This is a genomic window from Pseudomonas reinekei (assembly GCF_001945365.1).
Classification (GTDB): domain Bacteria; phylum Pseudomonadota; class Gammaproteobacteria; order Pseudomonadales; family Pseudomonadaceae; genus Aquipseudomonas; species Aquipseudomonas reinekei.
Genome location: NZ_MSTQ01000012.1, coordinates 20402 through 43110 on the forward strand (window position 1 = coordinate 20402; position 22709 = coordinate 43110).

Sequence of the window (22709 nt, forward strand, 5' to 3'; positions counted from 1 at the left end):
ACGCGTTATCGCATCCTCACCAGCGCCGATGCCCAGGCCGCACTTCTGCACGGCCTCCAATAACCCCGGGGTTCAACTTTGCTGCAGATCGAGGCAATAGGTGTAGTAGCCGGGATCGCGCACATAGCCCAGGGACTCATACAAACGCTGGGCACTGATGTTGTCGGTGGCGGTTTCCAGGGTCATGCCCTTGGCGCCGCTCAATCGCGCAAAGTCACGGGCGGTGTTCATCAGCAGCGTGGCGACGCCTTTGCCCCGGGCGGCAGGTGTGGTGAACAAGTCGCCGAGCAACCAGGTGCGGTGCGCGTCGATGGAGGAGAACGTCGGGAACATTTGCACGAAGCCCAGTGCTTCGCCGTGGGTGTCCATGGCAAGGAAGATCACCGATTCGTTTCGGGCAATGCGCTCGGCGATGAAGTCACGGGACTGTGGCAGGTTGGAAGGTTGAAGGTAGAACCCCCGATAGGCATCGAACAACGGGGCAATGGTTTCGATGTGGGATGCGTCGGCGCGCAGGGCCTGGATAGGCATGAGGGTGCTCCATTGCGGTCTCAGGGATCTACAGCCTAGCAACCGCAACGAAAAAATGCCTGCAAGCACCGCCCCCCCTGTGGAAGCGAGCCTGCTCGCGAAGGCGGCGTACCAGTGAACATTGATGGTGGCTGACACTCCTTCTTCGCGGGCAGGCTCGCTCCCACAGGTTCAGTAACCTGCTGCAAAGGAAAGCCTCATGAGGTTTCAAAATGGGCTTCAAGAATGTGGCGTCCGGTCCGCTGGTGCGTCCGTCCTATCATGCCGACCAACAACTTCATGGAGGTAACGCGGGTTTCAAGCCATGATGCGCTGACTGGTCATGCAAGGAGCCTTTCCCGATGTTTCGTTTACCCGGTCTGTATCTGCTCTGCCTGAGCCTTGCGACGTCATGTTTGGCCGACGAGTCGACACCCGAGCACATGGTATATCTGCGCAGCGTCGACCCTGGCATCGAGCAGGACATCCGCTATGCCAGCGCCCACAACTTCACCGGCCATCCGCTGGACGGCTACCGGGCAGCCGAGTGTCTGTTGTCGGCGGATGCAGCCAAAGCACTGGCCCGGGTACAAGCGGCTCTGAAAGCCGAGGGCTACGGCTTGAAAGTCTTCGATTGCTATCGCCCCAGTCGTGCCGTGGCCGACATGGGGCGCTTCGCCACCGAACCGGGTGACCCGCTCAAGACCGAGTTCTACCCACGGGTGAACAAGCAGGACTTCTGGCGTCTGGGCTACGTGGCGCGGGTGTCCAACCACTCCCGAGGCAATACGGTCGACTTGACCATGACCGGCCCGGGCGCCCTGCCCGCCAACACCTGGACGCCGGCCGCTACCGCGGTCGATTGCACCGCCGATTATGGCCAGCGCTGGCACGATGGGGCGGTCGACATGGGCACCGGGTTCGATTGCTTCGATGAGCGTGCACACACCGATTCGACGCTGATCAGCGCTGCAGCCAAGGCCAATCGCCAACGACTCAGCCGTGCCATGGAGAAGGAAGGATTTACCGGTTACGCCAACGAGTGGTGGCACTTCACGTACAGCTCAAAGACGCAGAAGCCGGATGTCATGGACTTCCCCATCGGTCCGCTCGCACCATGAACAATGTGCTCAAAATCCTGGCGTTGCTGCTATTCCCGTGGGCGACACTGGCTCAAGGGCTCGACCACAGCGACCAACTGGTCGACGGCGCAACAATGGCGAATGACTGGAACAGCTCGGAACGCATGCGGCGCCGGGATGACTTGTATCGCCAGGGCATTGTCATCGAGCACAACACCCCGGCGTCCCCCGCTGCAGGCTCCTGCATTTTCTTCCACATTTGGCGCGGCCCCACTGTGCCAACCCGTGGCTGCACCGCCATGGACCCGACGGACATCGCCCGATTATTCGACTGGCTCGCCCCTCGCCAATCGCCGCTGCTGGTGCAATTGCCCGAGGCGCAATACCGGCAGTTGCGCGCGCAATGGGGCCTCCCAGAGCGTTGATCAAGCAATCACTGCTGCCGCGAGCACGTCGGTTCCAACAGGGGGATGTGGTGTTTTCAGTAGCAAATTTCGGCAGCCGGGATCACGTCGATTCGCGCCACTGACCCCGTCAAATGCGCCCAATCTTTATTGTGCTCGGCAATGATGTCTTCGGCGGTGAGGTTGCCATTGTCGACGGTGGAATGCGCGTCGTTTGCCAGCACCACGTCGTAGCCCAGTTTCAACGCCTGACGCACGGTGGCGTTGACGCAATAATCGGTTTGCAGCCCGCAGATCACCAGGCGCTCGAAGTCTTCTTTCGGCAGGAGTTTCTGCAGGTTGGTCTGGTAAAACGAATCGCCGGTGGTCTTGCGCACGCGAAAATCCTTTGACGAGGTCTCCAGCCCTTCAGCCAGTTGCCAGCCAGCCGCCTCATGGGCAAAAGGGCTATCCTTTTCCTCGTGCTGGATTAACACCACCGGGGCACCCGCGTTGCGCGCCTGCGCAGAAAGCTGGTTGATGGTGTTGATGACGCGCCCGATTTCGAAGCATTCGTATTCGCCTGAACACAGGGCCTGCTGGACGTCGATGATTAACAATGCGGTGGTCATGATTCCTTCCTTGAAAATTCAGAGAGGCAAGGGACGAACATAAGTCCGTCCCTGCTCGAACACAACCCTCAGTAACCGAGCGACAAGCCGGTATTACGCCGTGGATCGTTGGCCCCGTAGAAACGGTTCTTGCCAACCGGTTTGCCGTCCAGCGACGGCGCGCCCACGAGGATCGCCGCCAGATGGTTGGCATCCTGTGGCCCCGCGAACTTGTGGCCCCAGCTTTCGAGGATCTTCACCGTGTCCGGGCTGGTGGTGAAGGCCTCCAGGTTGGTTTCCTCCGGCAGCCACTGCTGGTGGAAGCGCGGCGCATCGACCGCCTCCTGGATGTTCATGCCGTAGTCGATAACGTTGAGCATGGTCAGCAAGGTCGCGGTGATGATTCGGCTGCCGCCCGGCGTCCCGACCACCATCACCACTTTGCCGTCCTTGGTGACGATGGTCGGGCTCATGGACGACAGCGGCGCCTTGCCGGGGGCGATGGCGTTGGCCTCGCCCTGCACCAGGCCGTACATGTTCGGCACGCCGATTTTCGAGGTGAAGTCGTCCATTTCGTCATTGAGGATGACCCCGGTCTTGCTCGCCATGACCCCGGCGCCGAACCAGTCGTTGAGGGTGTACGTCACCGACACCGCGTTGCCCCATTTGTCGACGATGGAGTAATGGGTGGTGTTGCTGCCCTCATGGGGCGCGACGCCAGGCTTGAGGTCCTTGGACACCGCGGCCTTCTGCGGATTGATCGCTTCGCGCAGTTTGGTCGCGTAGTTTTTGTCCAGCAGATGGGCAATCGGGTTTTTCACGAAATCCGGATCGCCGAGGTAGCTGTTGCGGTCGACGTAGGCATGACGCATTGCTTCGATCTGGTAGTGCATGCCCTGAGCCGAGTGATAGCCCAGATCCTTCATCGGATAGCCTTCGAGGATGTTCATGATCTGGCAGATCACCACGCCGCCAGAGCTCGGCGGCGGTGCCGAGACCACGTGGTAGCCACGGTAGTCGCACTCGATCGGCGCCAGTTCGCGGGTCTTGTATTTGTCGAGGTCGGCCTGGGTGATGATGCCTTTGTTGGCCTGGCTGGACGTGACGATGGCGTCGGCGACCCAACCTTTATAGAAGCCGTCGGCACCTTTCTCGGAGATCTCGCGCAAGGTTTTGCCGAGGTCTTTCTGCACCAGCTTCTGCCCGACCTGCATCGGCTCGCCGTTGCTGAGGAAGATCGAGCCGGAATCCTTGATGTCCTTCTTGAACACGTCGGTGGCATATTCCAGCAACTCGACATCGCCCTGTTCCAGTACGAAACCGTCTTCAGCGAGTTTGATCGCCGGGGCGATGACTTCCTTGCGTGGTTTGGTGCCGTATTTGCTCAAGGCCAGTTCCATACCGGAAACGGTGCCCGGCACGCCGACGGCCAGGTGACCACGGGTGCTCAGGTCTGGTACGACATTGCCCTCCTTGTCGAGATACATGTCGGGGGTAGCCGCCAGAGGGGCTTTTTCGCGGAAGTCGAGGAAAGTCTTGCGGCCGTCGGCCAGTTGAATGGTCATGAAACCACCGCCGCCCAGGTTACCCGCTGCCGGATACACCACCGCCAACGCATACCCGACCGCTACCGCGGCATCGACCGCATTGCCGCCGTTTTTCAACACATCCACGCCGACATGGCTGGCCAGGTGCTGCGCGGTCACCACCATGCCATTTTCAGCCGCGACCGGGGCCACGGAAGCTGCATGGGCCGTCAGGCAACTGAGCGCCAACGAGGTCGCTATCAGCGATTTGGCAAAAGGTTCGTACTTCATGAGTCGGTCTCTTCTTGTTTTAAAGTAGGAAAACCCGTCAAAAGCAGTAGCCAAGTATGGTCGGAATTGCGCATTGCGCCTCCCTCCAGAAGCAGTATCCTTAACGCCTGTTCAACAATTCCATGAGGCTGGCGCTATGACTTACACCTGCACGTCCCTGGCCTCCCCGGTTGGCGAGTTGAAGCTGGTGGCGAACGGTTCGAGACTGGTAGCCATCCTCTGGGAAAACGATAAACCCGGACGGGTGCGCTTGGGACCGTTGGTCGAAGCGCCGGACAATCCGGTCCTGATGCGTGCCGCCGGGCAGTTACGCGAATATTTCGCCGGCGCACGACAACGCTTCGATCTGGAGCTGGATTTTTCCGGGACGGAATTTCAGAAGAAGGTCTGGGCCGCGCTGCTGACCATCCCGTTTGGCGAAACCCGTAGCTACAGCCAGATCGCCGAACAAATCGGCAACCCGAGTGCGGTCCGGGCGGTGGGCGCGGCGAATGGCAAGAATCCGATTTCGATTATCGCGCCTTGCCATCGGGTGATTGGTGCGTCGGGGAAGCTGACGGGGTTTGCCGGGGGGCTGGAGGCGAAGGCGTTGTTGCTGACGCTGGAAGGCGCTCAATGCGTCGGAGCCGGAATGACCGCAGACCTGTTTGGGTAATCCAATTCTCTTTGGCTAAGGAGCTTGCTCCTGCGCCAATGCACCGCGCTGGCAACTATTCGCCAGCCCCTGAGATTTCAGGGGCCGCTTCGCAGCCCGACGCGAACAAGCTCGCCGCCACGCAAGGGCACGGGCCATGTTAAGTGAAAGCCTGCCGCCTCAATCAAGCTGCGCCCGGTACTCCTTCTCGTATTGCCCCGCCAGCGTCTCTTTCTGTTTGTCGTCGAGCAGCTTGCCGGCCATCTGGAAGAACTTCTGCTCCTCCTCCTTGAGGTGGTGATGAACCTTGTCCGACAGTTTCTTTGCGGTCGCCAACCAGGCCGGGCTGGACATCTCGGTCTCGTCCAGTTCTTCCATCATTTCGTCCATCTCGTGGTGTTCGGCAATCGCATGGCGGCTGAGATCGACGCCGTTGTCGAACTCCATCAAGGGAATATAGAAATGCCGCTCTTCCGCGGTTTCATGGGCCTGCAGTTCAGCCTTGAGCTGTTTGTACGCTTCAACCCGCTCTGGAGTGTCGCCGCTGGTTTCGATCAGCGCCTTGGCATAGGTCCGTTGGCGTTCGTGGCTTTCGCGCAAGGCTTCAAAAATATTCACGGCGTGTCCTCATCGGTCGCGTTCGGGATGACGCGTCTTAATCAATGACATCTGCGCGCCAGCGACGGTTCCCCCCGGTGCACTGATGGAAAATTGGCGCTGTCCACGTTAGGCTGGGGTTCAAAGCCATAAGGACATAGCCATGACGTTACGAATCGAGTTCTCGCCAACCCCCACGGAAGAGGAACGCCAAGCCATTTTGCTGCCGTTGCGCGCCTATAACGCGTCAAAAGCCGGCGGCACCCTACCCGAAAACATTGCCCTGCTGGTACGCGACGAAAACGACCAGATTCTCGGCGGACTCTACGCCCGATTGTTTTATCAGTGGTTGTTCATCGACTTGCTGTCGGTGCCGGAACAGGCCCGTGGACAGGGCATGGGCAGCAAGCTGATGCAGATGGCGGAAGACCTGGCGCGGGAACGAAAATGCATCGGCCTGTGGCTCGATACCTTCGAATTCCAGGCGCCGGATTTCTACAGGAAATGCGGCTACAGCGAGATCGGTCACATCGCCGACTACCCGCCGGGGCACAAGCACTTCTTTTTCCAGAAGCGCTTGGATTACTGAGTTAACACATAACCCTATTGGGAGCGGGCTTGCCCGCTTCCCAGAGGTCCTGCGTCAATCATGAAGTCACAGACAGGTCGCCAACGCCGCCAACCGGCGCTTGGCGACGAAGTCGTCCTGTTGCGCGTAGTAGCTCAACACAGTGCCCGAGGCGTCGGTGGTCACGTCCACGAAAGACTCCGCCGAACGGGTGTAAACAGTGGCGCCACCTTTCTCGGCGGGCTCCAGGTACGCAGCCGCATCAACACCGAATACCGCTTCGTCCTGCCAGGAAAACTGCACGCACCGGACGACGTCTTTTGCCGGCTTGTCCGAGTTCAGGGTTTTGTACGGGGCCTTGGTGCGAGCTTCGTTCATTGCCGAGCCCGCGCATCCCGCCAGCAAGGTAACGGCCAGCGCCACCATCAGAATTCGCATTGCATTCACTCATCAGGAAAAAGCCGACTGTATCATCGTGGCACCGCGTATCGTTCTGCTTTACTTCATTTATACCGCGACACCGCGCGACGATTCGCGCACCCTGTCGCGCCATTGCGCTGCATCGCACCTTTGACTGGAAGCCCCATGACCCCCAACGCCGAGTTTTACAAACCGACCACTGAATACGCTGACAAACTGATCAGCCAGATCGGTCAGACACCCTCCTGGATCGCCAAGCGAATCGGCGTCACCGACAAACGCATTCGTTACATCCTCGACGGCGAGCGCACCGTCAAAGGTGAAACCACCCCGATCCAGATGACCTACACCGAGCAATTTGCCCTGGAGTGTCTGGCGGCAGCGGCCAAGGCCAGCAAGAAACAGTCTTCGTAATCCGTACTCAAGGAGTGACCATGGCGGCATCCGAGCTGCAACACGAACAGGCACTGAACACGTTTCTCGATGAACGCCCCGAACTGCGCGTCGAACTCGACCACCTCAATCCGTTGCTCGCCCAGGCCAAAGGCGAGACCCTGGCGCAGTTTCGCGACGAGCGTTTGCATGAAGCCTTCGAGGCCGAAGCCGAGCGCCTTGGTTTGTTTGCCTGGGAATTGACCTTGCAACTGACCGCTGCCACACCGCAGGATTACGAAGCCCAGCGCCTCGAGGTGCACCGGGAAGTCGCGGAGATGGCCGGCATGGACTGGCTGGAATATTGCGATTTATACGGGATCAAACCCTGACCACCGCTCAAGGACACCATCGCCCATGCTGCCTTCCGCCACCCGGCCCCACGCCAGCCCCGGCCACCTGCACACTCAGAAATGGCGCGGGCGCATCGGCTTGAGCCTGGTGGCCATGCTTTCGGTGTTGGCCGGCATGACCGACGCGATCGGTTTCATGGCCAGCGGCGATTTTGTTTCGTTCATGAGCGGCAACACCACCCGCATGGCCGTCGCCATCAGTGCCGGCGAGCTGGGCTTGACCTTGCGGCTGGTGATCCTCATCGCCACGTTCATCCTTGGCAATGCGCTGGGCATTATTGTCAGCCGCCTGGGCCGTCGCCGAGCCCTGCCCCTGCTGCTGAGCATCGCCACCCTGCTCTGCGCTGCTGCGGCCTGGCCATACGAGACGCAACTGCCTGCGTTGCTGGCGGCAATCATCGCCATGGGCATGCTCAATGCTGCTGTGGAAGAAGTGAATGGCTTGCCGGTCGGCCTGACCTACGTCACCGGCGCTCTGTCGCGCTTCGGCCGTGGACTGGGTCGCTGGATGCTCGGCGAGCGGCGCAATGGCTGGCGGGTGCAACTGATTCCCTGGACCGGAATGTTCGCTGGCGCCGTACTGGGTGCGGTGCTGGAGCATCACTTCGGGCTCAAGGCACTGTTTGCCAGTGGATTACTGGCGGCAGCATTGGGCCTGTTATCGTTGAAGATCCCCCATCGCTGGCAGTTAGGCTACATGCCCCGCTAAGTGTTTGAGTCGCCTGTCCGGCCGCCATCGCGGGCAAGCCCGCTCCTACAGGGAATGCGTCGATCACCAAATTGCAGATCTGCTGTAGGAGCTGGCTTGCCCGCGATGAGGCCCGCACAGACAACATCGATTTAGCCCCCCCGCCGATAAAGCTTTATCATGGCCGCAGTTTCGCTGATCGAGTCCGTCATGAAGTTCGCCATCGCCGTATTTTCCGCCGCCCATGCGCCCTCCTCACGCCGCGCCCTGCTGTTCGCCCAAGCAGCGCTGGCCGGCGGGCACGAGATTGTCCGGCTGTTTTTCTATCAGGATGGCGTCTATAACGCGTCCGGCAGCGTAGTGACACCCCAGGATGAACTGGACGTGCCCAAGCAATGGCGCGCCTTCATCAGCGAGCAAAAACTCGATGGCGTGGTGTGCATCGCCGCCGCCCTGCGCCGGGGCGTGCTCAACGGGGAAGAAGCCAAACGCTATCAACGCGATGCGGTCGCCGTTGGCGCGCCGTGGGAATTGTCCGGTCTCGGCCAGTTGCACGATGCAGTGCAGGACGCCGACCGCCTGATCTGTTTCGGAGGCGCATAAAATGGCCAAATCCTTGTTGATCATCAGCCGCCAGGCCCCATGGTCCGGACCGGGCGCCCGGGAAGCGCTGGACATCGTGCTAGCCGGCGGCGCTTTCGATCTGCCGATCGGTTTACTGTTTCTTGATGACGGCGTGTTCCAGCTCGCGACGCAACAGGACGCCAAGGCCCTGCAACAGAAAGACCTGAGCGCCAACCTGCAAGCCCTGCCGATGTTCGGCGTTGAACAACTGTTCGTCTGTGCCGACAGCACGGCGCAGCGTGGCCTGGACTCGAGTGCGCTGTCGCTGGAAGAAGCCCAGGTGCTCGCTGCCAATGAAATCACCGCCCTTATTGACCGTTACGACCAGGTGATCACCCTCTGATGTCGACTTTGCATGTGTTGTCTCATTCCCCTTTCGGTGACGACCGCCTGAGCAGCTGCCTGCGCGTGATCGGCGCCAGCGATGCGCTGCTGCTGTCCGGCGACGCGGCCTATGCCTTGCAACCGGGCACCGCGCCGTTCAAGACGCTGAATGCGCGCGGCCTGCCACTCTATGTTCTGGCCGAAGACGCCCAGGCCCGCGCCATCGAGGTTCCGGACTGGGCCACTGCCATCGATTACCCGGCCTTCGTCGAACTGTCGATCCGCCACGACAAGGTTAACAGCTGGCTATGAGTGCATTAACGGTCGGCGCCCGCGTCATCGAACTGGACAAGGACGGCTTTCTGGTCGAGCTAAGTGACTGGTCGGCTGAGGTCGCCAGCGCCCTGGCGGCTGCGGAAGACATCGAGTTGAGCCCCGAACATTGGGAAATCCTCGAGCTGCTGCGCAGTTTCTACGCCGAGTTCCAGTTGTCGCCCGCCACCCGCCCGCTGATCAAATACACCGCATTGAAGCTCGGTCCGGAAAAAGGCAACAGCCTGCACCTGAACCGACTGTTCAAAGGCACCCCCGCCAAACTCGCCGCGAAACTGGCGGGCCTGCCCAAACCGACGAATTGCCTATGACCGACTATCCAGCGCTGACCCTTGAAACCCCTGCCGAACATCCATTCGCCCAGTTCGTGCGAATCCTCGGCAAAGGCAAACGCGGCGCCCGCGACCTGACTCGCGAAGAAGCCCGCGCCGCCATGGGCATGGTGCTCGACGAACAGGTCGAGGAAACCCAGCTCGGCGCCTTCCTGATGCTGCTGCGGCACAAGGAAGAAAGCGCCGAAGAAATGGCCGGGTTCACCGAAGCCCTGCGCGAACGCCTGCAAGCGCCGGCACTGGCGGTGGATCTGGACTGGCCGACCTACGCTGGCAAGAAGCGCCATTTGCCGTGGTACCTGTTGGCCGCCAAGTGCCTGGCGCAGAACGGCGTGCGGATTTTCATGCACGGAGGCGGCGCACACACGGCCGGTCGACTATACAGCGAGCAATTGCTGGAGGAGCTGAAGATCCCGTTGTGTCGCAACTGGCAGCAGGTCGGCACGGCGCTCGACAACGGCGGTCTGGCATTCATGCCGCTGGTGGACTGGGCGCCGCAGCTGCAACGGATGATCGACCTGCGCAACACCCTCGGCCTGCGTTCACCGATCCATTCGTTGGCGCGGATTCTCAATCCGCTGGGCGCACGCTGCGGCCTGCAAAGCATTTTCCACCCCGGCTATCAGGCCGTGCACCGCGATGCCAGTGGCCTGCTCGGCGACACGGCCATCGTAGTCAAGGGCGATGGCGGCGAGATCGAGATCAACCCGGACGCCGACAGCCACTTGTACGGCACCACCGGTGGCGAAAGCTGGGATGAGCAATGGCCGCAACTGTCGAGCCAGCGCCACGTCAAACCGGTCGGCCTTGACCCGGCGCATCTTAAGGCCGTCTGGCGCGGCGATGTGGTCGACAGCTACCCGCAAATGGCCCTGATCTCGACCATGGCCCTGGCCTTGCGCGGCCTCGGCCAAAGCCGTGAGCAAGCGTTCGAAACGGCCGAGAAATACTGGGCCTCTCGCGACAAATCGATTTAACCGATCATTGACGCCCGATCTTTGCGCTTTTTGTTCGAACTCATAGGCATAAACTCCTCTTCAACGCTTATCGGTTGAGGAGTCATGGACATGGGTTTATTGGTCGAAGGTCGCTGGCAGGACAAATGGTACGAAAGCAGCAAGGACGGCGCGTTCCAGCGTGAGCAGGCGCAGCGCCGTCACTGGGTGACCGCCGACGGCCAGCCCGGCCCGAGCGGTGTCGGTGGCTTTGCCGCTGAGGCGGGCCGCTATCACCTTTACGTGTCCCTCGCCTGTCCGTGGGCCCACCGCACGCTGATCCTGCGCAAACTCAAGGGCCTCGAAAGCCTGATCGATGTGTCGGTGGTCAGCTACCTGATGCTGGAAAACGGCTGGACCTTCGACAAGGCCCACGGCTCAACTGGCGACACACTCGATCACTTCGACTTCATGCACCAGCGCTACACCGCCGACACTGCCGACTACACCGGCCGCGTCACCGTGCCTGTGCTGTGGGACAAACAGCAACAGCGGATTGTCAGCAACGAATCGGCGGAAATTATCCGCATGTTCAACGGCGCGTTCGATGACCTGACCGGCAATGACCTGGACTTCTATCTGCAGCCTCTGCGGGGCGAAATCGATGCGCTCAATGAACGGATTTATCCAGCGGTGAACAACGGCGTGTACCGCGCCGGGTTTGCCACGTCGCAATCGGCTTATGAAGAAGCGTTCGATCAGTTGTTTGCCGAACTGGATCATCTGGAACACATACTGGACGCCAATCGCTACCTGACGGGCGAGTATCTGACCGAGGCAGACATTCGCCTGTTCACCACGCTGATTCGCTTTGACGCGGTGTATTACGGCCACTTCAAGTGCAACCTGCGGCGCATTGCCGATTATCCGAACCTGTCGAACTGGCTGCGGGAGATGTATCAGTGGCCGGGGATTGCCGAAACGGTGGACTTCACCCACATCAAGCATCACTACTACGGCAGCCACAAGACCATTAACCCGACGGGCGTCGTGCCTAAAGGGCCGGAACAGGACTTCACCGCAGCCCATGATCGGGAGCGGTTGAGCGGCAAAGGGGTTTGGCGCAGGGCTTGAGTTTACGCAGGCTTTGAAGGCCCCATCGCTGGCAAGCGAGCTCCCACAGTGATCTATGTGATGTTGAAGATGGTCGCTTCAACACAAAACCGGTGGGAGCTGGCTTGCCAGCGAGGGGTACACCCGGCTCAGAGTTGCCCCTGAGCCCCTTCAAACCAGGCCAGTTTCTCTCGCAGCTGCACCACTTCGCCGACGATCACCAATGTCGGCGCATGCACTTCATGCTCCGCCACCAGACGTGGAAGGTCGGCCAACGTGCCGGTAAACACCCGCTGATTGACCGTGGTGCCCTGCTGAATCAACGCTGCCGGGGTATCCGCACCGCGACCATGTTTGATCAATTGTTCGCAGATGCTCGGCAAGCCCACCAGCCCCATGTAGAACACCAGGGTTTGCGCCGGCGCGACCAGGTCGGCCCACGGCAAGTCGGTAGAGCCGTCCTTCAAGTGCCCGGTGACAAACCGCACTGATTGCGCGTGATCGCGGTGAGTCAGCGGAATCCCGGCGTAGGCCGCGCAACCGCTGGCCGCCGTGATCCCCGGCACCACCTGGAACGGGATGCCATGGGCTGCCAGTTCCTCGATCTCTTCACCGCCACGGCCAAAAATGAACGGATCGCCGCCCTTCAAACGCACCACGCGCTTGCCCTGCTTGGCCAAATCCACCAATTGCTGGTTGATCTGATCCTGCGGCACCGCATGATCAGCGCGGCGCTTGCCAACATACACCCGCTCGGCATCACGACGGCACAATTCCAGAATCGCCGGCGCGACCAGGCGGTCGTAGAGCACCACATCGGCTTGCTGCATCAGGCGCAAGGCGCGAAAGGTCAGCAGGTCCGGATCGCCCGGCCCGGCACCCACCAGATACACCTCACCGGTGGTCACGGGCGCTTCACCATCGATCTTGGCTTGCAGCAGACGCTCGGCTTCACCGCCCTGCCCGGCCAGTTGACGCTCGGCAATCGGCCCCTGGAAAACGTCTTCCCAGAAACCGCGACGTTGCTGCACATCCGGAAACAGCTTTTTAACCTGATGGCGAAAACGCGCCGCCAGACCTGCGAGCTGACCGTAGGTCGAAGGAATCCAGGTTTCGATCTTGGCGCGGATCAAACGCGCCAACACCGGTGCATCGCCCCCGCTGGACACGGCAATGATCAACGGCGAACGGTCGACGATCGCCGGGAAGATCACGCTGCACAATGCTGGCGCGTCGACCACATTGACCGGCACGCAACGCCGATGAGCGTCGGCGGAGACTTGCGCGTTCAGCGTCTCATCATCAGTGGCGGCGATGATCAGCCTGCAGCCGTCCAGATCCACTTCGGCATAGCCACGCACCAGGCACTCGCCACCGCTGGCGGTAACCAGCTCGCGCAATTGCGCTTCGATTTCAGGTGCAACCACCCGCAGCAGCGCACCGGCATCGGCCAGCAGGCGGGATTTGCGCAAGGCAATCTCCCCCCCACCGACGACCAACACACGACTGCCGCGAAGGTTGTGAAACAGCGGCAGATAGTTCATTTAGCCGATGACCTCAAGACCACCCATGTACGGCTTCAGTACATCGGGTACACGGATCGAACCGTCAGCCTGCTGGTAGTTTTCCAGCACCGCCACCAGGGTGCGACCGACCGCCAGGCCGGAGCCGTTCAGGGTATGCACCAGCTCGGGCTTGCCGGTTTCCGGGTTACGGAAACGCGCTTGCATACGACGGGCCTGGAAATCGCCACAGTTGGAGCACGACGAGATTTCGCGGTATTTGTCCTGGCTGGGAATCCACACTTCCAGGTCGTAAGTCTTGACCGCGCTGAAGCCCATGTCGCCAGTGCACAGTGCCAGGGTGCGGTAAGGCAGTCCGAGCAGTTGCAGGACTTTTTCAGCGTTGGCGGTCAGGCCTTCCAGCGCTTCCATCGACTGCGACGGCTCGACGATCTGCACCATTTCAACCTTGTCGAACTGGTGCTGGCGGATCATGCCGCGCGTGTCACGGCCCGACGCGCCGGCTTCACTGCGAAAGCACGGCGTGTGAGCGACGAACTTGATCGGCAGTTGCTTGGCGTCGACGATTTCACCGGCAACGATGTTGGTCAGCGACACTTCAGCGGTCGGGATCAGGTACAGATCGGCTTCGCCTTCACGCGCGATCTTGAACAGGTCTTCTTCGAACTTCGGCAACTGACCGGTGCCTTGCAGCGCCGGCGCCTGGACCAGATAAGGCGTGTAGGCCTCTTCGTAGCCGTGCTCGGCGACGTGCAGGTTGATCATGAACTGCGCCAGGGCGCGATGCAGGCGCGCAATCGGGCCACGCAGCAGTGCGAAGCGGGCACCGGACAGCTTGGCGGCGGTTTCGAAGTCCAGCCAGCCGAACTTCTCACCTAGGGCCACGTGGTCCTGAACCGGGAAGTCAAAGGCAGTCGGGGTGCCCCAACGGCGTACTTCGACGTTGTCGTCTTCGTCTTTGCCGACCGGCACCGATTCGTGCGGCAGGTTGGGGATGCCTAGCAGGATCGAGTCCAGTTCGGTCTGGATCGCGTCCAGCTCGACTTTACCGGCACTCAATTCGCCCGCCATGCGCTCGACGTCCGCCATCAGCGGCGCGATGTCTTCGCCGCGCTGCTTGGCCTGACCGATGGATTTGGAGCGCGCGTTACGTTCAGCCTGCAGTGCTTCGGTGCGGGTCTGGACGGTCTTGCGCTGTTCTTCCAGCGCTTCGATGCGCGCGACATCCAGGGCATAGCCACGGGAAGCCAGGCGGTCCGCTACGTCCTGAAGGTTGCTACGTAACAGTTTGGAATCGAGCATGTCGGTCTCTCGTTATCAAAGTTTGGTCAAGGACAGGCCGGCCCAGGTGGCGAGCAGCCCGCCGAATACGCTGATGGCCGCATAGCCCAGAGCCAGCGGCACTTGCCCGCTTTCCAGCAGGCGCACCGTATCCAGTGAAAAGGATGAAAAAGTCGTCAGCCCTCCGAGGAAGCCGACGATCAACCCGGCGCGCACCTCGATGGGCACCTCCGGGCGAATCAAAAACAGACCGTATAGAACGCCGATCAGCAAACAGCCCACGATATTAACGGCCAGCGTCGCGGTATAGAAGTGCCGCGGCCAATTAGCGTTGATCCAGTTGCCGGTTGCAAAGCGCAACAGTGTGCCGGCCATCCCGCCGACGGATACCGCAATGATCAAGGGAACCACTATTTTCTCCGCTGCCGGGGGCTTAAACGGTCGAGTTTCGCCAGGTGATTGAGTTTTTCGCCGATCTTCAACTCAAGACCTCGCGGTACAGGCTGATAGAACGGGATCGGGTCGAGTTCTTCCGGAAAATAGTCTTCTCCGGCGGCGTAGGCATCAGGCTCGTCGTGAGCGTAACGGTATTCGTCGCCGTAGCCCAATTGCTTCATCAGTTTGGTCGGCGCATTGCGCAGGTGCAGCGGCACTTCCAGCGAGCCGTGCTCGGCGGCGGCACGCAGCGCGGTCTTGAAGCCCATGTACACCGCGTTGCTTTTTGGCGCGCAGGCCAGATAGGTAATGGCCTGCGCCACCGCCAATTCGCCTTCGGGGCTGCCGAGGCGTTCCTGCACTTCCCACGCCGCCAGGCACAGGCTCAGCGCACGCGGGTCGGCATTGCCAATGTCTTCGCTGGCCATGCGCACCACACGCCGGGCCAGGTACAGCGGATCGCAACCGCCGTCGATCATGCGCGCGAACCAGTACAACGCGCCGTCGGGGTTGGAGCCGCGCACCGATTTGTGCAGCGCGGAAATCTGGTCGTAAAACGCTTCGCCACCCTTGTCGAAACGGCGACGGGTATCACCCAGCAGGCTTTGCAGCAGATCGGTGCCGATCTCGCTGTTGTCTTCGGCCAGGTCCGAGGCGTTTTCCAGCAGATTGAGCAGACGCCGGCCATCGCCATCGGCGGCCGACAGCAGCATCTGGAAGCCTTCATCGCTGAGGGTCAGGTTGCGCTTGCCCAGCCCCCGCTCTTCGCTCAGTGCGCGGTGCACCAGTTTGCGCAGCGCCGACTCGTCGAGGCTTTTCAGCACATAGACCCGCGCCCGCGAAAGCAAAGCGTTGTTGAGTTCGAACGAGGGGTTTTCGGTGGTCGCGCCGATGAAAATCAGCGTGCCATCTTCGACATACGGCAGGAACGCATCCTGCTGGGACTTGTTGAAGCGGTGCACTTCGTCAACGAACAGAATCGTCCGTCGACCATATTGCGCCGCTTGCTGCTTGGCGATTTCCACCGCCTGACGGATTTCCTTGACCCCGGCCAACACGGCCGAGACCGTTTCGAAATGCGCCTCCGAGACTTCCGCCAACAATCGCGCCAGCGTGGTTTTGCCCACCCCCGGCGGCCCCCAGAAAATCATCGAGTGCAGGGCACCCTGCTCCAGGGCTTCGCGCAAAGGCTTGCCGCGAGCGAGCACGTGTTCCTGACCGACGTACTCATCCAGATTGGTCGCGCGCAAACGGGCGGCCAGGGGCTGAGCGATCGGGGCACTGCGAAACAGGTCCATTGCGCGCGTTTAAAACCTCGTATTACACATTTGCGGGAAACCTGTGGCGAGGGAGCTTGCTCCCGCTGGACTGTGCAGCAGTCCCTTTTTTGGGGAGCGCTTCGCGCCCCCGCGGGAGCGAGCTCCCTCGCCACAGTTAATTCATCAGTGGGTTAATCTGTTATTCCTGGATGACATCGGCACCCTTGGGAATGTCGAACTTGAACTTGGATGCCGGAATCGGCTCGTTGGCCTTGACGCCGGTGAACAGGATATTGGTGCGCTGGCCGACGCTGTCGATCAGTTGCATGTCATTCACCAGACCATTGCGGAACGACAGACGCAGGCTGTCGAACAGGGTGTCCTTGGTTTTCGGCTTCAGCGTGAAGTCGATCACGCCGCCGGCTTCCTTGGCGCTGATGTCAAAGCTCTGGCTGATCTTGGACACGTCACCGGATAACAGCAAGGCTGGGGTCTGGGTCAGGCGCTGATCAAGATTCTTGATGGTCGCCTGCTCCAGATCCGGGTCCCACAGGATGACCTTTTTGCCATCAGAGACCATGGTCTGCTCGGCGGGCGCATTGGTGTGCCAGTAGAACAACCCCGGGCGCTGCAGGGACATTTCACCTGCGGTTTCCTGCAACTGAGTGCCCGTGCCGTCGAGGGTCAGCTGGGAGAAACGCGCGGTCAGGGTCTGGGATTTTTCCAGCAATTGAGTCAGGCGCGCCACGTCCTTGTCATCGGCGTGAGCCTGGAGCGTGGTCAAAGCCAGTACCGGCAGCAACAGCATGCGGATCAGACGCATGGGAGTCCTCATAATATTCGTGGGAGTGCGGACAGCGCCTCAGGACGCCGCCCTTTTCAATTCCGGTCAGTCGCGTACCGGGCCAGGGGCCAGGACTTCACGCGAACCGTTGGTATTCATGGATGTCACGACGCCGGCCATTTCCATGGCTTCGATCATGCGCGCAGCGCGGTTGTAGCCGATTTTCAGTTTGCGTTGAACCGCGGAAATGGAGGCGCGGCGGCTTTCCAGAACGAACTGTACCGCTTCGTCGTACAGCGCGTCGGCTTCCGGATCGTCACCGTCGCCACCACCGCTGCTGCCTTCAAAGCCACTGCCGGCTTCTTCGACACCGTTGAGGATGTCGTCGTTGTATTCCGGCGCGCCACGCAGTTTCCAGGCCTCGACCACGCGGTGAACCTCGTCGTCGGAAACGAAGGCACCGTGGACACGAATCGGCAGGCTGGTGCCCGGCGGCATGTACAGCATGTCACCATGGCCCAGCAGTTGCTCGGCGCCGCCCTGGTCGATGATGGTCCGGGAGTCGATCTTGCTCGACACCTGGAACGCCATACGGGTCGGAATGTTGGCCTTGATCAGACCGGTGATCACGTCAACCGACGGACGCTGGGTCGCGAGGATCAAGTGGATACCAGCCGCACGGGCCTTCTGTGCGATACGGGCGATCAGCTCTTCGACCTTCTTGCCGACGATCATCATCATGTCGGCGAATTCGTCGACGACCACAACGATGGTCGGCAGCTTTTGCAGCAGCGGCGCTTCGTCGTGGATGCTCTCGCGCTTGTACAGCGGATCGCTCAACGGTTCGCCGGCGTCCTGGGCTTCCTTGACCTTGGCGTTGAAGCCGGACAGGTTTCGCACGCCCATCTTCGCCATCAGCTTGTAGCGCCGCTCCATTTCGGCAACGCTCCAGCGCAGGGCGTTGGCCGCGTCCTTCATGTCGGTGACCACCGGGCACAGCAGGTGCGGAATGCCTTCGTAGATCGACAATTCGAGCATTTTCGGGTCGATCATGATCAGCTTGGCGTCTTCCGGGCCAGACTTGAACAGGATCGACAGAATCATCGCGTTCACACCCACCGACTTACCGGAACCGGTGGTACCCGCCACCAGCAGGTGCGGCATCTTCGCCAGGTCAGTGATGACCGGCTTGCCGCCGATGTCATGACCCAATGCCAGCGTGACCGGCGATTTGAAGTTGTCGTACTCGGGGGTCGACAGTACTTCGGAGAAACGCACGATCTGCCGGTCCTCGTTGGGAATCTCGATACCGACCGTGGTCTTGCCCGGAATCACTTCCACCACCCGCACACTGGTCACCGCCAGGGAACGCGCCAGGTCCTTGGCCAGGTTGGCGATGCGGCTGACTTTCACACCGGCGGCAGGCTGGATTTCGTAACGGGTAATCACCGGGCCCGGGTGGATCGAATCCACGGTGACCTCGACGCCGAATTCCTTGAGTTTGATTTCCAGCAAGTGACCCACCGCGGCCAGGGATTCAGGCGAGTAATTGAGTTGTTTCTTTTCTGCCGGGTCGAGAATCGAGATCGGCGGCAAGGTGCCTTCCACGGCGCTGTCGACGAACAGCGGCGCCTGTTTCTCTTTTTCGACTCGCTTGCTTGGAGCGGCGGGCTTGACCGGCGCCGGCGCAATAACCGGCGGCACCTGTTTCTCGCGGTCGGACATGTGCTTGCTCAGGGCCTGCTCACGCTCGATCAGGCGCTCTTTGACCTTGGCCTGCTCGCGTTTATCGGTGACGGTCGGCGCAACCACGTCGTGCACGCGGTCGTCGACTTCACGCAGTTGCGCCACCAGTTGCTTGCGCTCGGTACGGGCCGCCCACCAGCGATTGGCTGCGCCCTGGAACAGTTCGAAGAGGTCGAGAGTGATCTTGCCGGTGATGTCCATCACCTTGAACCACGACAGGTCGGTAAACACCGTCAGGCCGAACAGGAACAGGGCAATCAGCAGCAGCGTGCTGCCCTGAATGTTCAAGGCGTTTTTTGCCAGGTCGCCCAGGCTTTCGCCCAGGGCGCCACCAGCGCCGGCCGGCAGGCCGGTCGCAGCGTGGAAATGGATATGGGCCAGCGCCGCACCGGACAACACCAGGAACACCAGGCCGATCAGGCGCCAGGAGAACAGCCAGCCGCTCCACTGCCACGGCTCGTGACGTTGACGGAAGATCTGGTAGGCCTTGATCGCCAGCAACATCGGGAAAATGTAGGCAAAGTAACCGAGCACCATGAACAGGATATCGGCGCTGTAGGAGCCCGCCGGACCGCCGAAATTCTGAACATCGTCGATCTTGCTGTTATGGCTCCAGCCCGGATCGTCCTTGCCGTAGGTCAGCAAGGCCATCATCAGAAACAGGCACAAAGCGCCAATAGCGATCAATGCACCTTCCTTGAGGCGGTAGTGCAATTGCTGACGCCAGAGCGGCAAGACTGTTTTGGGTGCTTCGGTGGATTTCTTCAAAACGCTACTATTCCTGCGCCCGAGGCGCGTCCATCTGTTGATTGACTATAAAAAACTGCCCAATCCAGGCAGGTAAAAAGTTGACAGCCAAAACTGAGACTACTTTTAACACTGCAATCCGGCTTTTATAAACACGAAGCGCAATGCTTATTTTGTTACAAACGCTGTTACAGGCAGGCATTGTACGGGTTTGTACGCCCGATGCCATGCTTGTGATTCTTGGGTGTAGCATAGTCAAAAGCACATTACATGCGACTCAATTTGAGCATGCATTCTCTTTTGTGACAAAGGCTTATGAGGTGTTTTTATGAGCGAAGCGAAGCATCACCGCCTGATCATTCTGGGTTCCGGTCCCGCCGGTTACAGCGCAGCCGTGTATGCCGCCCGCGCCAACCTCAAACCCGTTGTCATTACCGGCATACAGGCAGGTGGCCAGCTCACCACCACCGTCGAAGTCGATAACTGGCCAGGCGATGTAGAAGGCCTCACCGGCCCGGTGTTCATGGAACGCATGCAAAAACACGCCGAGCGCTTTGCCACAGAGATCGTTTACGACCACATCCATACTGCCAAGTTGCAACAGCGCCCGTTTCAACTGACTGGCGACAGTGGCACTTACACCTGCGACGCGCTGATTATTGCCACTGGCGCCTCCGCGCAATACCTGGGACTGCCGTCGGAAGAAACGTTTGCCGGCAAAGGCGTTTCCGCCTGCGCGACCTGCGACGGGTTCTTTTATCGCAATCAAGTGGTCGCGGTGATTGGCGGCGGCAACACCGCCGTTGAAGAGGCGCTGTACTTGTCGAACATCGCCAGGGAAGTTCATCTGATTCACCGCCGGGACAAGTTGCGCTCCGAGAAAATTCTCCAGGACAAACTCTTTGAGAAAGCCGCCAACGGCAATATCCGCCTGCACTGGAACCAGCATCTGGATGAAGTGCTGGGCGACGCCAGCGGCGTGACCGGTGCCCGCCTGCGCGACAGCGTGACCGGTGAAACCCGCGAGCTGGCCTTGGCCGGCGTGTTCATCGCCATCGGCCACAAACCCAATACCGACCTGTTCGTCGGCCAGCTGGAAATGCGCGACGGGTATCTGCTGGTGAAGGGCGGCAGCGAGGGCGATGCCACCGCTACCGCCATTGCGGGCGTGTTTGCCGCCGGCGACGTCGCCGATCACGTCTATCGCCAGGCCGTCACCTCGGCGGGGGCTGGCTGCATGGCGGCGCTGGACGCGGAAAAATACCTCGACGACATTCCCGTTGTTTAACGGCACACTTGAAGGCGGGCCGATGGCCCGCCACCGCCCTCCCCTTCTGCAAGCCCGAACGCCATGCTGACTTGGTTACAACGCAACACCCTGACTTTCCCGCCGCTGGAAAAAGCCATGCGCGACCCCAACGGGTTGCTGGCTGCAGGTGGCGACTTGTCCGCCGATCGACTGATCCAGGCTTATCGTCACGGCTGCTTTCCCTGGTTCTCGGAGGGCCAACCCATCCTCTGGTGGTCGCCCGACCCACGCACGGTTTTGTTTCCCGACGAACTGCACGTTTCCCGCAGCCTGAATAAACTGTTGCGCCAGCAACGTTATCAGGTGACTTTCGATCGCGATTTTGCCGCCGTGATCAAAGCCTGCGCAGCCCCGAGGGAATATGCCGACGGCACCTGGATCACCGAGGCGATGCAGGACGCCTATATTGAATTGCATCGCCGCGGGTTCGCGCACTCGGTGGAAGTCTGGGACCAGGACGAACTGGTGGGCGGCCTGTATGGCCTGGCGATGGGGCAGATGTTTTTCGGCGAGTCCATGTTCAGCCGCGCCGACAACGCTTCCAAATTTGGCTTTGCCACCCTGGTGCGACATCTGAAAGACTCGGGCTTTGTCCTGATCGACTGCCAGATGCCTACCGACCATCTGCACAGCCTCGGCGCGCGAGCCATCCCCCGCAGCGCGTTTGCCGGTTATCTGGCGCAATATCTGGATCAACCCAGCCGCGCAACCTGGGTTTGCTGAGCGACTTTTGCGCGCGTGGCTTACACTTAATCGAAAGCATTATCCCGAGGGTTGATCATGACCGAGTTGGCGCGCTTGAAGTTCTATGCCACTCAGCCCCACTCTTGCAGCTATCTGCCTGAGGAGCAGGCCACGACCCTGTTCCTTGACCCTAGCCAGCCCATGGACGTGCATGTCTACGCAGACCTGTCGGAAATGGGTTTTCGTCGCAGTGGCGATCATCTATATCGGCCCCATTGCCAGAACTGCAATGCCTGCGTGCCCGCGCGCATCCCTGTAGGACAATTCACCCCCAACCGTCAGCAGAAGCGAATCTTCAAGCGCAACGCCGACTTGCAAGTGCGACCGGCCAAGCCGGGCTTTAGCGAAGAGTATTTCGATCTCTATCAACGGTACATCGAAGAACGCCACGCCGATGGCGACATGTACCCACCCAGCCGCGATCAATTCTCTACCTTCCTGGTGCGCGACCTGCCGTTTTCCCGTTTCTACGAATTTCGTCTCGACGGACGGTTGCTGGCGATCGCCGTCACCGACCTGCTGCCCAACGGCCTTTCGGCGGTCTACACCTTCTATGAACCCGCAGAAGAACGACGCAGCCTGGGGCGCTACGCGATCCTCTGGCAAATCGCCGAGGCCCGACGACTGGGACTGGATGCGGTCTACTTGGGCTACTGGATCAAAAACTGCAAAAAAATGAGCTACAAGACGCAATACCGCCCCATAGAGCTGCTCATTAACCAGCGCTGGGTCGTTCTGAACTAGAGCGCACCGTAAACCCCTTGGCTTGACCCCCACTTTTCGGGCACAATGCACGCCGCTTTTGCCTGGCGCAGTTGCACCGGGCCATTCACTGGACACCGAGGGCTTTACTGCATGTCGAAAGAAGACAGCTTCGAAATGGAAGGCACTGTCGTCGACACCCTGCCCAACACCATGTTTCGCGTGGAGTTGGAAAATGGGCACGTCGTAACCGCGCATATTTCCGGCAAGATGCGCAAGAACTACATCCGTATTCTTACCGGTGACAAAGTGCGCGTCGAGCTGACGCCCTATGACTTGAGCAAAGGGCGCATCACTTACCGCGCTCGCTAATCAAGTCAATACAAGACGCCCGGCTGATGCCGGGCGTTTTTGTTTGGCTGC

The 22709-nt window shown here is 60.4% G+C and carries 28 protein-coding genes and 1 pseudogene; 18 read left to right on the top strand and 11 right to left on the bottom strand.

What is annotated here, in order from left to right; genetic code table 11:
* Positions 1 to 72 precede the first annotated feature (72 nt).
* Positions 73 to 531, bottom strand: a complete 459-nt coding sequence (locus BVK86_RS19225; protein WP_075947911.1) for a GNAT family N-acetyltransferase — start codon at positions 529 to 531, stop codon at positions 73 to 75.
* 203 nt (positions 532 to 734) lie between these two features.
* Here BVK86_RS19225 and BVK86_RS29460 point away from each other — a divergent pair.
* The 3 genes and pseudogenes from BVK86_RS29460 to BVK86_RS19235 form a co-directional block, all read left to right on the top strand.
* Positions 735 to 839, top strand: a pseudogene (locus BVK86_RS29460) (lipoyl synthase); the annotation flags it as partial.
* Between the two features lie 33 nt (positions 840 to 872).
* Positions 873 to 1631 carry a M15 family metallopeptidase gene (locus BVK86_RS19230; protein ID WP_075947912.1) on the top strand — a complete coding sequence of 253 codons (759 nt, stop codon included), beginning with the start codon at positions 873 to 875 and terminating at the stop codon, positions 1629 to 1631.
* Positions 1628 to 2017 (top strand): L,D-transpeptidase family protein, encoded by a 390-nt coding sequence (locus BVK86_RS19235; protein WP_139315779.1) that lies wholly within the window; start codon positions 1628 to 1630, stop codon positions 2015 to 2017. Before BVK86_RS19230 ends, BVK86_RS19235 begins: the two co-directional genes overlap by 4 nt.
* Before the next feature lie 56 nt (positions 2018 to 2073).
* Here the strand turns inward: BVK86_RS19235 and BVK86_RS19240 are convergent, their stop codons facing one another.
* Positions 2074 to 2607 (bottom strand): cysteine hydrolase family protein, encoded by a 534-nt coding sequence (locus BVK86_RS19240; protein ID WP_075947913.1) that lies wholly within the window; start codon positions 2605 to 2607, stop codon positions 2074 to 2076.
* 68 nt (positions 2608 to 2675) lie between these two features.
* The gene (ggt, locus tag BVK86_RS19245; protein ID WP_075947914.1) at positions 2676 to 4403 is read right to left on the bottom strand and encodes a gamma-glutamyltransferase; all 1728 of its coding nucleotides are present in this window, start codon (positions 4401 to 4403) and stop codon (positions 2676 to 2678) included.
* 136 nt (positions 4404 to 4539) lie between these two features.
* Between ggt and BVK86_RS19250 the strand changes: the two genes are divergently transcribed.
* Positions 4540 to 5058: a methylated-DNA--[protein]-cysteine S-methyltransferase gene (locus BVK86_RS19250; RefSeq protein ID WP_075947915.1), complete on the top strand. Its 519-nt coding sequence runs from the start codon at positions 4540 to 4542 to the stop codon at positions 5056 to 5058.
* A gap of 159 nt (positions 5059 to 5217) precedes the next feature.
* Here BVK86_RS19250 and BVK86_RS19255 read toward each other — a convergent pair whose 3' ends face one another.
* Positions 5218 to 5655, bottom strand: a complete 438-nt coding sequence (locus tag BVK86_RS19255) for a hemerythrin domain-containing protein (RefSeq protein WP_075947916.1) — start codon at positions 5653 to 5655, stop codon at positions 5218 to 5220.
* A gap of 142 nt (positions 5656 to 5797) precedes the next feature.
* Between BVK86_RS19255 and BVK86_RS19260 the strand changes: the two genes are divergently transcribed.
* Positions 5798 to 6223, top strand: coding sequence for a GNAT family N-acetyltransferase (locus tag BVK86_RS19260; protein ID WP_075947917.1), 426 nt, complete (start codon positions 5798 to 5800; stop codon positions 6221 to 6223).
* Between the two features lie 66 nt (positions 6224 to 6289).
* On the opposite strand, the gene BVK86_RS19265 is transcribed toward BVK86_RS19260, so the two are convergent.
* The gene (locus BVK86_RS19265) at positions 6290 to 6640 is read right to left on the bottom strand and encodes a hypothetical protein (protein WP_075947918.1); all 351 of its coding nucleotides are present in this window, start codon (positions 6638 to 6640) and stop codon (positions 6290 to 6292) included.
* Positions 6641 to 6787: 147 nt separating this feature from the next.
* Between BVK86_RS19265 and BVK86_RS19275 the strand changes: the two genes are divergently transcribed.
* The 9 genes from BVK86_RS19275 to BVK86_RS19315 all read left to right on the top strand — a co-directional run bounded on the left by BVK86_RS19275 (position 6788) and on the right by BVK86_RS19315 (position 11777).
* The gene (locus BVK86_RS19275) at positions 6788 to 7036 is read left to right on the top strand and encodes a hypothetical protein (RefSeq protein WP_034146936.1); all 249 of its coding nucleotides are present in this window, start codon (positions 6788 to 6790) and stop codon (positions 7034 to 7036) included.
* Between the two features lie 20 nt (positions 7037 to 7056).
* The gene (locus BVK86_RS19280; RefSeq protein WP_075947919.1) at positions 7057 to 7386 is read left to right on the top strand and encodes a DUF6388 family protein; all 330 of its coding nucleotides are present in this window, start codon (positions 7057 to 7059) and stop codon (positions 7384 to 7386) included.
* Between the two features lie 25 nt (positions 7387 to 7411).
* Positions 7412 to 8116 (top strand): YoaK family protein, encoded by a 705-nt coding sequence (locus BVK86_RS19285; protein ID WP_075947920.1) that lies wholly within the window; start codon positions 7412 to 7414, stop codon positions 8114 to 8116.
* 189 nt (positions 8117 to 8305) lie between these two features.
* A complete protein-coding gene (gene tusD / locus BVK86_RS19290; RefSeq protein ID WP_075947921.1) occupies positions 8306 to 8698 on the top strand; it encodes a sulfurtransferase complex subunit TusD in 393 nt (130 codons plus the stop codon).
* Between the two features lies 1 nt (position 8699).
* Positions 8700 to 9062: a sulfurtransferase complex subunit TusC gene (tusC, locus tag BVK86_RS19295; protein WP_075947922.1), complete on the top strand. Its 363-nt coding sequence runs from the start codon at positions 8700 to 8702 to the stop codon at positions 9060 to 9062.
* Positions 9062 to 9355 carry a sulfurtransferase complex subunit TusB gene (gene tusB, locus BVK86_RS19300; RefSeq protein WP_075947923.1) on the top strand — a complete coding sequence of 98 codons (294 nt, stop codon included), beginning with the start codon at positions 9062 to 9064 and terminating at the stop codon, positions 9353 to 9355. Before tusC ends, tusB begins: the two co-directional genes overlap by 1 nt.
* Positions 9352 to 9687, top strand: a complete 336-nt coding sequence (locus tag BVK86_RS19305; protein WP_075947924.1) for a TusE/DsrC/DsvC family sulfur relay protein — start codon at positions 9352 to 9354, stop codon at positions 9685 to 9687. Before tusB ends, BVK86_RS19305 begins: the two co-directional genes overlap by 4 nt.
* Entirely contained in the window at positions 9684 to 10685 is a 1002-nt protein-coding gene (locus tag BVK86_RS19310) for a glycosyl transferase family protein (protein WP_075947925.1), read from the top strand. The genes BVK86_RS19305 and BVK86_RS19310 overlap by 4 nt, the downstream gene beginning before the upstream one ends.
* Before the next feature lie 90 nt (positions 10686 to 10775).
* Entirely contained in the window at positions 10776 to 11777 is a 1002-nt protein-coding gene (locus BVK86_RS19315; protein ID WP_075947926.1) for a glutathione S-transferase family protein, read from the top strand.
* A gap of 128 nt (positions 11778 to 11905) precedes the next feature.
* Here the strand turns inward: BVK86_RS19315 and cysG are convergent, their stop codons facing one another.
* From cysG to BVK86_RS19345, 6 genes are all read right to left on the bottom strand, one after another.
* Positions 11906 to 13300: a siroheme synthase CysG gene (gene cysG / locus BVK86_RS19320; RefSeq protein ID WP_075947927.1), complete on the bottom strand. Its 1395-nt coding sequence runs from the start codon at positions 13298 to 13300 to the stop codon at positions 11906 to 11908.
* On the bottom strand, positions 13301 to 14581 hold the full coding sequence (serS, locus tag BVK86_RS19325; RefSeq protein WP_075947928.1) for a serine--tRNA ligase: 1281 nt from the start codon (positions 14579 to 14581) through the stop codon (positions 13301 to 13303).
* A 15-nt stretch (positions 14582 to 14596) separates the two neighbouring features.
* Positions 14597 to 14971, bottom strand: a complete 375-nt coding sequence (crcB, locus tag BVK86_RS19330; protein ID WP_075947929.1) for a fluoride efflux transporter CrcB — start codon at positions 14969 to 14971, stop codon at positions 14597 to 14599.
* Positions 14971 to 16293: a replication-associated recombination protein A gene (locus BVK86_RS19335; RefSeq protein WP_075947930.1), complete on the bottom strand. Its 1323-nt coding sequence runs from the start codon at positions 16291 to 16293 to the stop codon at positions 14971 to 14973. The genes crcB and BVK86_RS19335 overlap by 1 nt, the downstream gene beginning before the upstream one ends.
* Positions 16294 to 16453: 160 nt before the next feature.
* Positions 16454 to 17077, bottom strand: a complete 624-nt coding sequence (gene lolA, locus BVK86_RS19340) for an outer membrane lipoprotein periplasmic chaperone LolA (RefSeq protein ID WP_075947931.1) — start codon at positions 17075 to 17077, stop codon at positions 16454 to 16456.
* Positions 17078 to 17143: 66 nt separating this feature from the next.
* Positions 17144 to 19552 (bottom strand): DNA translocase FtsK, encoded by a 2409-nt coding sequence (locus tag BVK86_RS19345; protein ID WP_075947932.1) that lies wholly within the window; start codon positions 19550 to 19552, stop codon positions 17144 to 17146.
* Between the two features lie 307 nt (positions 19553 to 19859).
* Here BVK86_RS19345 and trxB point away from each other — a divergent pair, with 307 nt between their 5' ends.
* The 4 genes from trxB to infA all read left to right on the top strand — a co-directional run bounded on the left by trxB (position 19860) and on the right by infA (position 22658).
* The gene (trxB, locus tag BVK86_RS19350; protein WP_075947933.1) at positions 19860 to 20819 is read left to right on the top strand and encodes a thioredoxin-disulfide reductase; all 960 of its coding nucleotides are present in this window, start codon (positions 19860 to 19862) and stop codon (positions 20817 to 20819) included.
* 63 nt (positions 20820 to 20882) lie between these two features.
* Positions 20883 to 21563: a leucyl/phenylalanyl-tRNA--protein transferase gene (gene aat, locus BVK86_RS19355; RefSeq protein WP_075947934.1), complete on the top strand. Its 681-nt coding sequence runs from the start codon at positions 20883 to 20885 to the stop codon at positions 21561 to 21563.
* Between the two features lie 57 nt (positions 21564 to 21620).
* Complete coding sequence (locus tag BVK86_RS19360; RefSeq protein ID WP_075947935.1) at positions 21621 to 22328, top strand: arginyltransferase; 708 nt, start codon at positions 21621 to 21623, stop codon at positions 22326 to 22328.
* Between the two features lie 111 nt (positions 22329 to 22439).
* Positions 22440 to 22658 carry a translation initiation factor IF-1 gene (gene infA, locus BVK86_RS19365; protein ID WP_002553999.1) on the top strand — a complete coding sequence of 73 codons (219 nt, stop codon included), beginning with the start codon at positions 22440 to 22442 and terminating at the stop codon, positions 22656 to 22658.
* The last annotated feature ends 51 nt before the right edge of the window (positions 22659 to 22709 follow it).